The sequence below is a fragment of the Paenibacillus rhizovicinus genome (assembly GCF_010365285.1).
GTDB lineage: Bacteria > Bacillota > Bacilli > Paenibacillales > Paenibacillaceae > Paenibacillus_Z > Paenibacillus_Z rhizovicinus.
The window spans coordinates 4,039,141-4,053,307 of record NZ_CP048286.1; the positions used below are offsets into that span (position 1 = coordinate 4,039,141).

Annotated in this window: 14 protein-coding genes; all 14 read left to right on the forward strand. The window is 59.4% G+C overall.

The features are described from left to right. Nucleotides 1–21 precede the first annotated feature (21 nt). Nucleotides 22–822 carry a glycosyltransferase family 2 protein gene (locus GZH47_RS18165; protein ID WP_162645314.1) on the forward strand — a complete coding sequence of 267 codons (801 nt, stop codon included), beginning with the start codon at nucleotides 22–24 and terminating at the stop codon, nucleotides 820–822. A 112-nt stretch (nucleotides 823–934) separates the two neighbouring features. Then, nucleotides 935–2,368 carry a glycosyltransferase family 39 protein gene (locus GZH47_RS18170; RefSeq protein WP_162642404.1) on the forward strand — a complete coding sequence of 478 codons (1,434 nt, stop codon included), beginning with the start codon at nucleotides 935–937 and terminating at the stop codon, nucleotides 2,366–2,368. A gap of 444 nt (nucleotides 2,369–2,812) precedes the next feature. After that, nucleotides 2,813–3,640: a hypothetical protein gene (locus GZH47_RS18175; RefSeq protein WP_162642405.1), complete on the forward strand. Its 828-nt coding sequence runs from the start codon at nucleotides 2,813–2,815 to the stop codon at nucleotides 3,638–3,640. A 59-nt stretch (nucleotides 3,641–3,699) separates the two neighbouring features. Beyond that, entirely contained in the window at nucleotides 3,700–4,731 is a 1,032-nt protein-coding gene (locus GZH47_RS18180; protein WP_162642406.1) for an FTR1 family iron permease, read from the forward strand. Between the two features lie 311 nt (nucleotides 4,732–5,042). After that, nucleotides 5,043–5,414: an NADH-quinone oxidoreductase subunit A gene (locus tag GZH47_RS18185; protein ID WP_162642407.1), complete on the forward strand. Its 372-nt coding sequence runs from the start codon at nucleotides 5,043–5,045 to the stop codon at nucleotides 5,412–5,414. Continuing rightward, on the forward strand, nucleotides 5,399–5,917 hold the full coding sequence (locus GZH47_RS18190) for a NuoB/complex I 20 kDa subunit family protein (protein ID WP_162642408.1): 519 nt from the start codon (nucleotides 5,399–5,401) through the stop codon (nucleotides 5,915–5,917). Before GZH47_RS18185 ends, GZH47_RS18190 begins: the two co-directional genes overlap by 16 nt. Then, nucleotides 5,914–7,119 (forward strand): NADH-quinone oxidoreductase subunit C, encoded by a 1,206-nt coding sequence (locus GZH47_RS18195; RefSeq protein WP_162642409.1) that lies wholly within the window; start codon nucleotides 5,914–5,916, stop codon nucleotides 7,117–7,119. Before GZH47_RS18190 ends, GZH47_RS18195 begins: the two co-directional genes overlap by 4 nt. Nucleotides 7,120–7,125: 6 nt before the next feature. After that, nucleotides 7,126–8,226, forward strand: a complete 1,101-nt coding sequence (locus tag GZH47_RS18200) for an NADH-quinone oxidoreductase subunit D (protein ID WP_162642410.1) — start codon at nucleotides 7,126–7,128, stop codon at nucleotides 8,224–8,226. Continuing rightward, nucleotides 8,226–9,236 (forward strand): NADH-quinone oxidoreductase subunit NuoH, encoded by a 1,011-nt coding sequence (nuoH, locus tag GZH47_RS18205; protein WP_162642411.1) that lies wholly within the window; start codon nucleotides 8,226–8,228, stop codon nucleotides 9,234–9,236. The genes GZH47_RS18200 and nuoH overlap by 1 nt, the downstream gene beginning before the upstream one ends. Before the next feature lie 142 nt (nucleotides 9,237–9,378). Further along, nucleotides 9,379–9,834 (forward strand): NADH-quinone oxidoreductase subunit NuoI, encoded by a 456-nt coding sequence (gene nuoI / locus GZH47_RS18210; protein WP_162642412.1) that lies wholly within the window; start codon nucleotides 9,379–9,381, stop codon nucleotides 9,832–9,834. Nucleotides 9,835–9,837: 3 nt separating this feature from the next. After that, nucleotides 9,838–10,356 (forward strand): NADH-quinone oxidoreductase subunit J, encoded by a 519-nt coding sequence (locus tag GZH47_RS18215; RefSeq protein WP_162642413.1) that lies wholly within the window; start codon nucleotides 9,838–9,840, stop codon nucleotides 10,354–10,356. Beyond that, entirely contained in the window at nucleotides 10,357–10,659 is a 303-nt protein-coding gene (gene nuoK, locus GZH47_RS18220) for an NADH-quinone oxidoreductase subunit NuoK (protein ID WP_162642414.1), read from the forward strand. Nucleotides 10,660–10,664: 5 nt separating this feature from the next. Then, nucleotides 10,665–12,536 carry an NADH-quinone oxidoreductase subunit L gene (gene nuoL / locus GZH47_RS18225; RefSeq protein ID WP_162642415.1) on the forward strand — a complete coding sequence of 624 codons (1,872 nt, stop codon included), beginning with the start codon at nucleotides 10,665–10,667 and terminating at the stop codon, nucleotides 12,534–12,536. After that, nucleotides 12,536–14,164 carry a complex I subunit 4 family protein gene (locus tag GZH47_RS18230; protein WP_162642416.1) on the forward strand — a complete coding sequence of 543 codons (1,629 nt, stop codon included), beginning with the start codon at nucleotides 12,536–12,538 and terminating at the stop codon, nucleotides 14,162–14,164. Before nuoL ends, GZH47_RS18230 begins: the two co-directional genes overlap by 1 nt. Nucleotides 14,165–14,167 lie beyond the last annotated feature (3 nt).

Here is a 14,167-nt window from a genome sequence, read left to right on the forward strand (position 1 = left end):
AGTGGAAAGAAGTTGAATGTGATGAAGAAGAGGAAGCTGGTCGTGTTCCTGCCCGCCCACAATGAAGAACGGAATATTGGACAGGTGATCGAACGTATTCCCCGGGAAATGGGTAGGAATTGGACGGTCGAGGTATTGGTCATCGATGACGGATCCGCGGACGGCACCGTCGAAGAAGCTTTGCGGGCGGGCGCCGACCATGTGGTGTCCTTCAAGGAGAACCGGGGACTTGGCGCCGCGGTGCGCGAAGGGCTGGCGGGCTGCGTGCGGCTGGGCGCCGACATCGGGCTGATGATCGACGCGGACAATGAATACCCGGCCGAAGAGATTCCGGAGGTCATTGCGCCTATTCGGGAAGGACGGGCGGATTATACGATGGGCTCGCGGTTCAAAGGAACGATTCGCGGCATGAAGCTGCATCGGCGTCTCGGAAACATCTGTTTCACCATGCTGCAAGCGATACTGCTGCGCCGCATGATATGGGACGGACAGTCGGGCATGCGCGGCTTCTCGCGGGAAGCGATGGATTGCGCGGACATTATCCATGATTATAATTACGCGCAGGTGCTGACGCTTAATCTGGTGCGCCAAGGCTTCGTGATGGAGGAAGTGCCGATTACGTATCAAGTTCGGGTGCATGGGCAGTCGTTCATTAAGTTCCGCAAATACGTCGGCAACGTGCTGCCTGCTATATGGAGAGAGATGCGGCGGCCGGCTGCGGAGCGCGAGCGGGTTCCGCGGGCGGCTGTGCCTCAGGCCGCCTATGCCGCGACGCCGGCAGGCAGCGCGCCGCAGGGAGAGAGCAAGCAGCGCTATGGGTAATCGGGCTGTCGGTATGCTCGTCCGGAGGAAGGAGCTCCGCAGGGAGCGGATGGGCAAGCAGGCCGGCGGTATGTTCGTCCGTAGGGCAGGGCGCCGAAGGGAGCGTAGGGATATGCACACTGGCGATATGCTCGCCCGGAAGGCTTCGCCGATTGCGGCTGTTTGCTGCGTCCTGCTGTGGGCGGCGTATTGCTGGGCTCATCGAAGCCCGTTTGCCGCAAGCTGGGACGAGGTGGATTTCGTATTGGCGCTGGACCGATTCGATCTGCTGGCGATGCAGCCGCATTTCCCGGGCTATCCGTACTTCGTGATGGGCGCCATGGCGATGCGCCGTTTCGTCGGCGACCCTGTCCGCGCCTACGAGTCGCTGAATATCGTGCTCGGCGCGGCAGCGGCATTTCCGATTTGGCGCTTGTCGCGCCGCCGCCTGTCGCCGCTATGGTCGCTGGTCGTCGTACTGCTGGTTCTGACCTCGCCCTATCTATGGCTGCAATCGGTCCGGCCGATGTCGGAGGCTGCGGGCATCGCCGTCTTGTGGTGGTACTTGTGGACCTGGCAGCGGGCGATGGAGAGACGGTCGTGGGAGCGCATGGCGCTTGCTTTGTTTCTCTTCGGGCTGCTGATGGGCGTGCGTCTCTCGTTCGCCCCCTTCGGACTGGGGCTGCTCTGGCTGTTTGGCCTGGGCGCCGCCGATTGGCGGCTTGCACGAAAGCGCGTCTGGCCGCGTCTGGCGCTGTTCGTTGTGCTTGCGGGTGCGTTTCAATTGCTGTGGCTGGGCGCCCTTGTTCTGAGCGAGGGCAATGTGCGCGGGTTTCTGAAGCTGGCCGCGGCCTTCACGGAAGGCCATTTCAGCCAGTGGGGCGGCGGCGTCGCTTCCGCCGCCGATGATATGCCTTTTGCGGAGCGCGCGCTGCGCTTCGCAGGCGACAACGTGCTGTGGACCGGCATGTTCGCCCGGTCCACGGCACTGTTCGCTGCGGCGGCGGGGCTGCTGTTCGCCGCCGTGCTCTCCGCGGGGGCGGCGCTCCGCTCGCCCCGCGGCAGCGCGAGCGCGGGCTCGCGGCCCGCGGCCCGGGCGGCGGCGTGGCTTCGCCGCCCGGGCCTGCCGGTGGCGCTCGCCGCGCTCGCCGGCGCCTACGGCGCCTGGGCGCTGCTGGCGCAGAACATCGACAAGCCGCGCCACATCACGCCACTCATCGGCGTGATGTGGCTGCTGCTTGCGCTGCTCTGCGCGGCAGCGCCGCCAGCGCGGCCTGCCGCGCCCCTTCGCCGGCGGGCCAGGCGAAGACGCTGCTGCGCAGCGGCGCCCGTCCGCGCCGGCAGACCCCGGCGCCGGCGCGAACCCGCGCGGCGAGCGCATCCGCCGCGCGCTGCGGATCGCATGCGCGATGATCGCCGCCGGCGTGATCGCGCTGCAAGCCGCGCAGGGCAGCGCGCTCGTCGCGCGGCAGGCCGACGAGCCGCCGGCGGTCTACCAGCTCGCGGAAGGGCTGGGCGAACTGGCGGCGGCCCACCCGAACAGCCGTTTCGTCGTCTACACCTATGAAGAGACGCGCGTCCTGGACTACCTTCGCGTCCCGGTGACGAGCCGCCGCATCGAAACGTACAGCTACTTCATCGCGGACGTCCAAGCGGATCCGGGAGCGACGGTGCTGCTGACCGACCATGTGCTGAAAGGCTTCGAGGCGCAGGTCGGATCATTGCAAGCGCAAGTGAAACCGATCGCCGTATACGGCAGCGATCCGTTATTCGAGCCGGTCTACCACGACATCACGCTGTATGAATGGATCGGCGGCAGCCGCTGAGCCCGCCGCCCGTCCATGAACCGAAGAGGATTTTACGCGAATTGTTCACACGCTTACAATCGGGCCCGGAGGCCGTTATGAACCTATTGACACACCAATTGAAAATGATTATCGTTATTATCGTGCGAACGCGATAGATGCGTCTCGCCGGGAAGCAAGATGACAGGAAAAGGTGATCTGCAATCATGCGCATGTTGTTCAAGGCCGCGATGCTGTTCGTGGCGATTTTTATCGCTATAGCGCCAGCTAGCGCAGGGGCGTACTCATACGGGGACGCCAATACGGAAGATGTAGCGGAAACGTTCAAAATCGTCGTATCCGCGCTCGGCAAATCGCCGGCCGACTGGAAAACGGCCGAAGCCGCCCATAAGGAAAGGCGTGACGAGTTCGCCTCCCATTTCGGCGAAGAAGTAGCGGCTACCTTGGACGCGAATATGAAGTCCCAGAATGCAGAGGTCACGATCGCCAATTATAAAGCCATGCTCGTCATGAATTTGGACCGCCGGTTCGACAATGCCATTCAGAGCGTCAACGATTATACGCAAGCGAAGCTGCTGCTGGCCAAAGCCCGCGCAACGTATGAAACGCTTGCCCCCTATGCGGAATCGAAGCTGTCCAAGGAGGATCTGGACGGATTGTCGGCCGATTTCGATGCCGCCCTGGAGGCGATCGGCAATCCCGGCTTGTTCGGCGTAGGGAAGAAGGAAGCCGACGAGAAGGCGCTCAAGGCTGCCGTGAACCAAATCTACGGCGCGCTCAAACCGTTGTTCCCCTATACGCCCGAAGCGTCCGCAGGCAATGCGGGAAACGCTAACACGGGGACGGGTGACTCGAAAAATCCGGATGCGGCCGTTCAAGAAGCTGAGCCCGACACCATTGACGGCACCAAGCAGCATGCGGCGATGGCCCATGAGACCAAGACGAATCCCGCTATTACGGTCGGCGTCATTGCCGGCGTTATCGTTATCGGCGGCGGGGCTGTCTATTGGGCACGGCGCAAAGGGCTGCTGTAACCGAAAGTTAAGTCAGAGGCCTCCGAACAAGGTTTAAGGTTAGGGAGTGAGCATTCACCATGAACGTGCAGGCATTTCTTATTATGTTTCGGGAAGCGTTCGAAGCGATTCTGATCGTCGGCATCATCATTACGTATTTGAACCGGATCGGACAGTCGAAATGGAACAAGTACGTGTGGGTCGGCGTCTCGCTTGCGATCGCGGCTAGCCTGGGGGTTGCGATGCTGTTCCAGAACGTGCTGGACGGATACGCGACCATGGGCAGCAAGGATTACTTACGGATCGGCATCTTGATCGTATCGGCAGGGTTATTGACCCATATGATCATGTTCATGAGCAAGCAGAACCGCGAAATGCGAAGCAAGCTGCAGACCAAAGTGGCACTCATACTTACGGCCGGGGGCGCGATCAATATGATCGTGCACTCTTTTCTCGTTACGCTGCGCGAAGGCGTGGAGACCGTCTTCTTCTTCGCGGCGATCTCTTCCGGCGATATCTCGAAGTCGCTGCAAAGCTGGGGCGCGCTCGCGGGCCTAGCTGCGGCGGGGGTGCTCGGTCTGCTCGTCTTCAAAGGCAGCAAGCGGATTGCGCTCGGCACCTTCTTCAAAGTGACGAGCGTGTTCCTCATCATGATCGCCGCGGGCCTGCTGGTTCAAGCGGTCGGCGTCATGCAGGATCTGAACGTTATCGGCAGCGCGTATAAGACGCCGGGCGGCCAAATCGCGGCGATGTACGACTTGACTTGGCTCCTCCCGGAGCATCCGATCGACGAAGCGAACTACATCCGCGATACCGGGCATCATCCGGTGTTTCACGGTCAAATCGGCGTGTTCTTGAAAGCCTTCCTCGGTTACTCCGAGGATCCTTCATTGGAAGAATTCATCTGTTATTGGCTGTATTACGTGTTCGTCTTCGTTCTCATCGCCAGGCAGAAGAAGGTTGCATCCTTGGCCTCCGCGAAGGCGAAGGATGATGATGCGAACGCCACGCAGGACAGCGTAGCAGAAGCCGTCGCTTCCGATGCGATGGCGCAGAGTCAGGCGAACGGACCGGAATCAACGACTGGAAAAGATACGCCGACGGCCATATAGACAGGTTTGGCGGCGTTGGCCTGGGCCGATAAATCACTTCTCTTTCGCTTGCCGGAAGGGGAGTTTTTTGCGTTTCCGGAGATGTTGACAGAATTGCCACAACTTTTCGGGGCTCATCCTGCATATCCTTTTCAAACGGAGGCGTTCTTAAGTCGGAGGGACTTGGGCATAACTGATCAGTGGGCGAGGAAGCGTATTCAACTCGGTCATAGACGCAAGTGGTAGCTTTTGTTATAATTGTGAGGGAATTTTGTCCATGCTCACCGTACGTATTACGCCCTATAGATTTCCAACCGTGGAGGCGAAAAGTTGTGGAGAAGTACATCAACAATTACGTTATTGTGGCAATCTTCATTTTACTCGGGATTTTGCTTCCGGTAGTCGCGTTGGCCGTTGGACGGCTGCTTCGGCCCCATAAGCCGAACGAAGAGAAAAAAACGACCTACGAGAGCGGCAACGAGCCCGTCGGAGAGGGGCAGGTCCGCTTCAACGTGCGCTACTACTTGTTTGCGCTCATGTTTGTCGTCTTTGATGTCGAAACCGTTTTCCTATATCCGTGGGCCGTTGCGTATAAGAAGCTCGGCCTTTTTGTGCTTGTTGAGATGGCAATCTTTACGGGACTTTTATTGATCGGTCTACTCTACGCCTGGAAGAAGAAGGTGCTGAAATGGAATTCAATTTAGAGTCGATTACCCCTGAAGAGAGACAAGAGCTGGAACGCAACGTGTTCATGGGCACGCTGGAGCAGCTCAAGGCATGGGCCCGCAGCAATTCGCTGTGGCCGCTGACATTCGGACTGGCCTGCTGCGCCATCGAGATGATGGGGACAGGCGCTTCGCACTATGATCTGGACCGTTTCGGCGTTATGTTCCGTACGTCGCCGCGTCAGTCCGACGTGATGATCGTCGCGGGAACCGTCACGAAGAAGATGGGTCCGCTGCTTCGCCGGCTGTATGACCAAATGCCCGAGCCCAAATGGGTCATTGCCATGGGTTCCTGCGCTACCGCTGGCGGGCCGTACGTCAAATCGTACGCCGTCATGAAAGGCGTCGACCAGATCGTTCCCGTCGATGTGTACATACCGGGCTGTCCGCCCAACCCCGCGGCACTCATCTATGGCATCAATAAACTGCAGGAGAAAATCCGCTACGAAGCGAAAACCGGGAAGCGGGTGACGGACAGATGAGCGACGACAAAGAGAAGGAGTCCGGCCAGCCGCCTGCGCCGGAATCATCCGAGCCTGCTGCAGGTGATTCTGCTGCGAATGAAAGTTCGGCCACGGTTCAGCCGGAAGGCGAGCCCGTGCCGTCCGAAGTGACGGATGCTTCACCGAAAGCAGACGGCGCCAGCACGCCGGCCGCTTCGTCAGATGCTGCACCGCTAATTGGGGAGCCCGAACAAGGCGCCGGTCCGGCTGCTGCTGATGCTGCCGCATCAGGCGCTGCTCCTCCTGCGGCGGAAGCAACTTCGCCAAGCGGCGGAGCGTCCGCGGCGGATGCAACCGCGCCAAGCGGCGAGGCGCCCGCGGTCGACCCCGAGCGCGAAGCGAAGCTGAAAGCGGCCGCGGAAGCGCGAGCGGCCCGCGCCGCGGCCAAAGCCGCCGCCGAGGGCGAGGCGCCCGCAGCGGGAACAGCCGCGCCAAGCGGCGAAGCGCCAGCGGTCGATCCCGAGCGCGAAGCGAAGCTGAAGGCGGCCGCGGAAGCGCGAGCGGCCCGAGCCGCGGCCAAAGCCGCCGCCGAGGGCGGAGCGTCCGCAGCGGATGCAGCCGCGCCCAGCGGCGAAGCGCCCGCGGTCGATCCCGAGAAGGAAGCGAAGGTGAAGGCGGCCGCGGAAGCCCGAGCGGCCCGAGCCGCCGCCAAAGCTGCGGCCGAAGGCGAAGCCGCTGCTCCCGCGGAGCCGAAGCCGCCGTCCCCGATGCAGCCGCAGCTGGATCTCGCGGCGGAGCTTATCCGCACGGCGGTGTCCGGAGACGCCATCGAAGAAGCCTACATTAACGAATTGGACGGCCATAGGCCGACCTTGATCATACGCGGCGAGCATTTGCTTGCGACATCCCAGCTGCTGAAGACGCATGCCAAGCTGCAGATGAATTATATGCGCAATCTATCCGGCGTCGATTACGAGACGCATCTGGAAGTGGTTTACCACCTGGTCTCCCTGCAATCCGGCCAGGAGATCACCGTCAAAGTGAAGACGAATCGCGAAGCGGCTTCTGTGCCTTCCGTCGTCCCGGTCTGGGAGACGGCGAATTGGAACGAGCGCGAGATTTACGACTTGCTAGGCATTGATTTTCCCGGCCATCCCGATCTGCGGCGCATTATGATGCCGGACAATTGGGTCGGCTATCCGCTGCGCAAAGATTACGAACCGCTGGACCTGGAGGTGTGATGAGCCGTGATTCGAACCGAAGAACTGCTGCTTAACGTCGGCCCGCAGCATCCCAGTACGCATGGCGTTTTTCGCATTATCGTCAAGCTCGACGGCGAAGTGATTACTGAGGCGATACCGGTTATGGGTTACCTTCACCGGGGGACGGAGAAGCTTGCGGAGGATTTGAACTATACGCAGATCATTCCGTATACCGACCGAATGGATTACGTGTCCGCGATGACGACCAACTATGCGCTCTGCCACGCCGTCGAGAAAATGATGGGCCTCGAGGTGCCGGAGCGGGCGGAATTCATGCGGCTGATCGTCATGGAGCTGCAGCGCATCGCGAGCCATCTCGTCTGGTGGGGCACGTACCTGCTGGACATCGGGGCGATGAGTCCATTTCTATTCGCTTTCCGAGACCGCGAAATCATCATTAATCTGTTCAACGAGCTGTGCGGCGCAAGATTGACGTACAATTACATGCGCGTCGGCGGCGTGAAATGGGACGCTCCGCCCGGATGGATCGAGCAGGTGCGCGATTTCATTCCTTATATGGAAGGCAAACTGGCCGAGTACCACAATCTCGTCAGCGGCAATGAGATTTTCCTCGCCCGGATTCAAGGGGTGGGCCGTTACGATGCGGAGACCGCGATCAACTTCGGCTTGTCGGGCGCGAACCTGCGTTCCACGGGCGTGAATTGGGATCTTCGCCGGAGCAAGCCATACAGCTTGTACGACCGCTTCGAATTCGACGTGCCGCTCGGCCATAACGGCGACTGCTTCGACCGGTACAACGTCCGGATGGAGGAAATCCGCCAATCGCTTCGTATTCTGAAGCAGGCGGTCGCACAGTTCCCGGGTCCCGGCGACGTCATGGGCAAAGTGCCGCGCGTTATCCGGCCGCCGGCCGGCGAGCTGTATGTCGGCATCGAGTCGCCGCGCGGCGAGATCGGCTGCCATATCGTATCCAAAGGCAAAGCGGAGCCGTATCGCCTGAAGTTCCGCCGTCCGTCGTTCGTTAATCTGCAAATTCTGCCGAAGCTGCTCGTCGGCGAAACGATGACGAACCTCATTACGATTCTGGGCGGCATCGATATTGTCGTCGGGGAGGTCGACTGCTGATGGGAGCTTGGCTTGACGAAACGCTGACCTGGGGCCACGCGCTCTTGTTCTTTCTGTGGGGCGTCATTCTGCTCCTGGTCGTTCTCGGTTTCGTAACGTACGCGATATTCTTCGAACGGAAGGTCATCGGCTGGATGCAGTATCGGATCGGTCCGAACCGTGTCGGCCCATGGGGGCTGCTCCAATCGGTCGCGGATATCACGAAGCTGCTGATCAAAGAAGATACGATTCCCCGCAAGGCGGACCGGGCATTGTTCATTCTGGCCCCGGCGCTAGCATACGTGCCTGCCTTTGCGGTGCTGGCGGTCATCCCGTATACGCAGAAGCTGTATTTTGCCGATATCAACGTGGGGCTGCTCTACTATGTCGCCTTGTCAGGGATCTCGACGATCGCGATCATCTTGGGCGGCTGGTCGTCGAACAACAAGTACGCGCTGCTCGGAGGCATGCGCTCCGCCGCGCAGATGATCAGCTATGAGGTGCCGCTCGTCATTTCCGTCGTCGGCGTCATTATGCTGTCGGGCTCGCTCAACCTGCGAACCATCGCAGACCAGCAGGGCGATTGGTTCTGGCAATGGAACTTCCTGCCGCAAATCATCGGTTTCGTCGTCTTCATCATTGCAGCGGTGTCGGAATTGAACCGGACGCCGTTTGACTTGCCGGAAGCGGAATCCGAGCTTGTCGCCGGTTATCATGTCGAATACAGCGGTTTTCGCTTCGCCTTCTTCATGCTCACGGAGTATGTGTACGTTTACGCCATTGCGGCGCTGACGACGGTGCTCTTCCTGGGCGGCTGGCATGCGCCGTTTCCGTTCCTCGACTGGGTGCCGGGGCTGATCTGGTTCCTGCTGAAATTCACGTCGATCGTCTTCTTCTTGTTCTGGATCAGGGCGACCCTGCCGCGGATTCGAATCGACCAGCTCATGGGACTCGGCTGGAAGGTGCTGCTGCCGGTGGCGATTCTGAACGTGTTTCTGACCGCGGTGTACTTGGAGCTGTTCGTCAAATAAACCGACGGCTCCCGGCTTGCCGGGAGCTCCGGCAAGTCTTCGCTTCGCACAAAACTTAAGCATAAGCTTCCGAAGTAGTTTTGTTTTACTTGCCGGAGGCGCCGGCAATAGCTCTGCACAAAACTTGTAGGAGGGAGAACGAATGAAAGGTCTCTTGAAAGGACTTGGCGTTACGCTGCAATCCATGACCAAGAAGAAAGTAACGACCTCCTATCCGGACGTGCCCATCATCATGCCGGACCGCTTCCGCGGGATTCAGCATTTTGAACCGGACAAATGCATCGTATGCAATCAGTGCGTGCGCATCTGCCCGACGGAATGCATCACGTTAACCGGCAAAGCGAACCCGGACCCCGAGAAGAAGGGGAAGGTCATCGATACGTACGACATCAATTTCGAGATTTGCATTCTGTGCGACCTCTGCACGGAGGTTTGCCCGACGGAAGCCATCGTGATGACGGGCAATTTTGAATTGGCCTCCTACAGCCGCGACGATCTGTTCAAGGATATGAAATGGCTGGACGAGAACAATCGGCTTGTCCGCCAGGACAATAACAACATCGGTGCTCCTGCTGCAGCCAAGGGAGGAGCGAAATAACGCATGTTCAATATCGATTTCAGCGGTGAATTCGTCGCCTTCTTCGTTTTCTCCGTCATGATTATTAGCGGCGCGGTTCTGATGGTCAGCTTTACGAAAGTCGTGCATATGGTCGTTTCGCTGGCTGCCGTGTTCATCGGCGTGGCGGGAATGTTCATTTTGCTGAACGCCGAATTTTTGGCTTTCGTACAGGTGCTCATCTATGCCGGCGCCGTCTCTATTCTCATGATCTTCGGCATTATGATGACGAAGCATCAGGAAGCCGAGACAGAGCAGCCCCGCACGATGCAAGAGACGCTGACGGCCATCGGCGCGCTGGCGCTGTTCGGCATCCTATTCTACGCCATTCGCCAATCGGACTTTCCGGAGCCCCAGGCGGTGCCGGACGGAACGGCGGACAATACGATGGCTATCGGCCAGGCGCTCTTCACGAGTTACGTCGTGCCGTTCGAACTCGTATCCGTATTGCTCACGGTCGCGTTCATCGGCGCGATCGTGCTTGCGAAGAAGGAGGCGGACTAGATGTTATCTTCCTATTTAACGATAGCGGCAATCCTCTTCTGCGTCGGTCTGTACGGCGCCTTGACGAAAAGAAATGCCGTCATCGTCCTGCTGTCCATCGAACTGATGCTGAATGCCGTCAACTTAAACCTGGTCGCTTTCTCCAAATACGGCATCATGCCGTCGCTGACGGGCCAGATGTTCACGCTCTTCAGCATCGCGGTCGCGGCAGCAGAGGCGGCTGTCGGTATCGCCGTGCTGATCGCGTTGTACCGGGCGCGCGGTACGGTTAACGTAGACGATTACGACGAGATGAGGAGGTAAGCGCCATGGATACGACTTTTTCGCAGGCAGCCTGGCTCATTCCGCTCTTCCCGCTCGTCGCGTTCCTGCTGCTGCTGGCCTTCGGCCGTTCATCGCGAATGATCGGCGTCACGCTCGGTTCGGTCAGTTCGCTGGCAGGACTCGTGCTCTCGGTGCTTGTCTTGATCGAGCATATGACGGACGGGACGAAGTATTATCAATACGCGTTCAAGTGGATCGATACGGGAAGCGTAGTCTTCAAGGCAGGCTTCGAAGTGACGAATTTGACGGCGCTGATGCTCGTCGTCGTCACTGCGGTCAGCTTCCTGGTCAACGTGTATTCCGCCGGGTATATGAAAGACGATGAACGAATTTCGGTTTTCTACGGCTATGTCGCGCTGTTCACCTTCTCCATGCTGGGGCTGGTGCTCGCCGACAATATGCTGACGCTGTATATCTTCTGGGAGCTCGTCGGCGTATGCTCCTTCCTGCTCGTCGGCTTCTGGTTCAGCAAGCCGGAAGCGAAGGCGGCAGCGAAGAAGGCGTTTATCGTCACGCGCATCGGGGATGCGGGCTTGCTGCTCGGCATTCTGCTGCTCTACTGGTACATGCCGGATCACGCGCTTGACTTCGTGCGGATCGGCAATGCATTCGAAGGCGGATCCGGCGTCATCGCGGCAAGCGTGACAACGTGGATCGCCATTCTGATCTTCGTCGGCGCGGTCGGCAAATCCGGTCAATTCCCGCTTCATGTATGGCTGCCGGACGCGATGGAAGGCCCGACGCCGATCAGCGCGCTCATCCATGCTGCGACGATGGTCGCCGCAGGCGTATACTTGGTCGCACGGACGTTTGATATCTTCCAGGCGTCGCAGGCAGCGATGGATACCGTAGCGTACATCGGCGGGTTTACCGCGATTTTCGCGGCTACCATCGGGGTGGCGCAGAACGACATCAAACGCATCCTCGCCTATTCGACGGTCAGCCAGCTGGGCTACATGATGATGGGACTAGGGCTGAACTCCATGACGGGCGGCGTATTCCACCTGTTCACGCATGCGTTCTTCAAAGCGCTGCTCTTCCTCGGAGCGGGGAGCGTCATTCACGCCGTACATACGCAGAACATTCAAGAGATGGGCGGCTTGGGCTCCAAGATGAAGATCACCGCCTGGACGTTCGGCATCGGCACGCTGGCGCTGTCCGGCATCCCGCCGTTCTCGGGCTTCTGGTCCAAGGATATGATTTTGAACATCGCCTATCACGAGAAACCGGTCTTGTTCGTCGTCGGCGTCGTGGCGGCGTTCTTCACGGCCTTCTACATGTCGCGCCTTTTCTTCCTCGTCTTTACGGGCAAGCCCAAAGGTCATGCGCAAGTCCATGAGTCGCCTTCTTCGATGACGATTCCGCTGATCGTGCTTGCCGTGCTGGCGGTCGTCGCCGGATTCGTGCAAACACCGTGGAACGATACGCTCGGCACGTGGCTGACGGACGGGGCGGAGCAGGAGAACGGCGGCGGCGGTCTGGTCATGGTCATCTCCGCGGCAGTAGGTTTGCTCGGCTTGTATCTGGGCTGGCTCGTCTTCGTCAAAGGCATGATCTCGCGTGATTTCATTTCTTCGCGGGCGCCATGGCTCGTGAAGCTGTTGGAACGAAAATATTATATCGACGAGCTGTACGATCTGATCATCGTGCGTCCGCTCCGTTCGGTCGGCGGGCTGCTCAATGCCGTTGACGATTATATCGTGGACGGCCTGGTACGCGCGGCTGGCGGAGCGGCGGTACTGCTTGGCAGAGGCGGCACGCGCATGCAGAACGGTCAATTGCAAACCTATGGCCTTATCACCGTGTTCGGGCTCGTTATCCTAATCGCGGCGGTCGCCTTAAGGAGGTTCTGGTAATGCTCGCGGATCTTCCGATATTATCGATGATTACGTTCTCGCCGCTGCTCGGCCTGCTCGTGCTGTTGTTTCTGCCGAAGCAGCGAAGCCGCTGGATCAAAATAACCGCGATCACGGCAACGGTTCTTCCGCTTCTGCTGTCGCTCTGGCTGTATGCGGACTATGACAGCGTCAAGGGCGGCAAAGCGTACGAGGAAACGGCGACCTGGCTGTCGACATCGCTGAATAAAGAGGCTGTCGGCGATGTCAGCTCCTACACGCTGCAAATGCAATACCATATGGGCGTGGACGGTTTATCCATGCCGCTGCTTCTCTTGACGACCATCGTCGGCGTTATGGCCGCGCTGGCTTCCGTCCATATCAAGAAGCGGTGGAAGGCGTTCTACATTTGGTTCCTGCTGCTGGAGGTCGGCATGATCGGCGTTTTCCTGGCGCGGGACGTGTTCCTCTTCTTCGTTTTCTTCGAAATGACGCTCATCCCGATGTTCTTCTTAATCGGCATCTGGGGTTATATGAACCGCGAGCAGGCAGCGAACAAGTTTCTGCTCTACAACGGAATCGGATCTGCGATCATGCTGCTGGCGTTCGTCCTGCTTGTAGCCACGGCCGGCTTTAGAGCCGATCAACAGCCGGAACTGCAGCAGACGCATCTGTCCTACAGCGGAAGCTACGAAGTGATCAGCTCCAATCTCGCGGACAAGGATGCTTACGTCAATATGCCGCAGTTGTCGCAGGGCTCGGATAACCCGCTCTATCTGTCCGACCGCATGCACTGGGTCATTTATCTGCTGCTGCTGATCGCATTCGGCATCAAGCTGCCTATCTTCCCGTTCCATACGTGGATGTTGAAGGTGCATGCGGAGGCGCCTCCGTCCGTCGTCATGATTCACTCCGGCGTGCTGCTTAAGATGGGGGCCTATGGCCTGCTGCGGTTCGGGGTCTTCATGTTCCCGGGGGAGACGAAGGACTGGGCGACGGTGCTGGCCATACTCGGCGTCATTAATATTCTGTACGGCGCGGTGCTCGCGCTCGTTCAGAAGGAGTTCAAGCTCGTGCTGGCCTACTCTTCCATCAGTCATATGGGCATCGTGCTGCTCGGGATCGCCTCGCTGAACGAGGTAGGGCTGCATGGCGCGATCATTCAGCTCGTCTCGCACGGATTCATATCCGCGCTGCTCTTCTTGATCGTCGGCAGCATCCACGAACGCACGGGCTCGACGGAGCTGAAGGACCTGGGCGGGCTTGCCCGGAGCATGCCGTTCTTAAGCGGCGTCCTGCTGGCTGCGGGGATGGCGTCGCTGGGGCTGCCGGGCTTGTCCGGCTTCGTCGGCGAGTTCCTCTCGCTGCTCGGATTGTTCGACTCCATGCGGGTCCTTACGGGCATCGCCGTCCTGGGCGTTATCTTAACGGCGGTCTATGTACTCCGAAGCGTGCTGGGCATCACGTTCGGTACCATGCCGGAACGGTTCGGGGCTTTGCGGGACGTTCGGCTCGTGGAAGCGGTGCCGATGATCACGCTGCTGGCCTTCATCGTGCTGATCGGGGTATATCCGGCCGTATTGACGGATCCGATGAAGCACGGCTTCGACTCGCTGCTGCAGCAGCTATCTGATAAGGCGGGGAGGTAGGAA

Excerpts from the sequence above, each read along its gene's own strand:
- GZH47_RS18165 (WP_162645314.1), top strand. The coding sequence starts at position 22 with ATGAAGAAGAGGAAGCTGGTCGTGTTCCTGCCCGCCCACAATGAAGAA.
- GZH47_RS18170 (WP_162642404.1), top strand. The coding sequence starts at position 935 with ATGCACACTGGCGATATGCTCGCCCGGAAGGCTTCGCCGATTGCGGCT.
- GZH47_RS18175 (WP_162642405.1), top strand. The coding sequence starts at position 2,813 with ATGCGCATGTTGTTCAAGGCCGCGATGCTGTTCGTGGCGATTTTTATC.
- GZH47_RS18180 (WP_162642406.1), top strand. The coding sequence starts at position 3,700 with ATGAACGTGCAGGCATTTCTTATTATGTTTCGGGAAGCGTTCGAAGCG.
- GZH47_RS18190 (WP_162642408.1), top strand. The coding sequence starts at position 5,399 with ATGGAATTCAATTTAGAGTCGATTACCCCTGAAGAGAGACAAGAGCTG.
- GZH47_RS18195 (WP_162642409.1), top strand. The coding sequence starts at position 5,914 with ATGAGCGACGACAAAGAGAAGGAGTCCGGCCAGCCGCCTGCGCCGGAA.
- nuoH (WP_162642411.1), top strand. The coding sequence starts at position 8,226 with ATGGGAGCTTGGCTTGACGAAACGCTGACCTGGGGCCACGCGCTCTTG.
- nuoI (WP_162642412.1), top strand. The coding sequence starts at position 9,379 with ATGAAAGGTCTCTTGAAAGGACTTGGCGTTACGCTGCAATCCATGACC.
- GZH47_RS18215 (WP_162642413.1), top strand. The coding sequence starts at position 9,838 with ATGTTCAATATCGATTTCAGCGGTGAATTCGTCGCCTTCTTCGTTTTC.
- nuoK (WP_162642414.1), top strand. The coding sequence starts at position 10,357 with ATGTTATCTTCCTATTTAACGATAGCGGCAATCCTCTTCTGCGTCGGT.
- nuoL (WP_162642415.1), top strand. The coding sequence starts at position 10,665 with ATGGATACGACTTTTTCGCAGGCAGCCTGGCTCATTCCGCTCTTCCCG.
- GZH47_RS18230 (WP_162642416.1), top strand. The coding sequence starts at position 12,536 with ATGCTCGCGGATCTTCCGATATTATCGATGATTACGTTCTCGCCGCTG.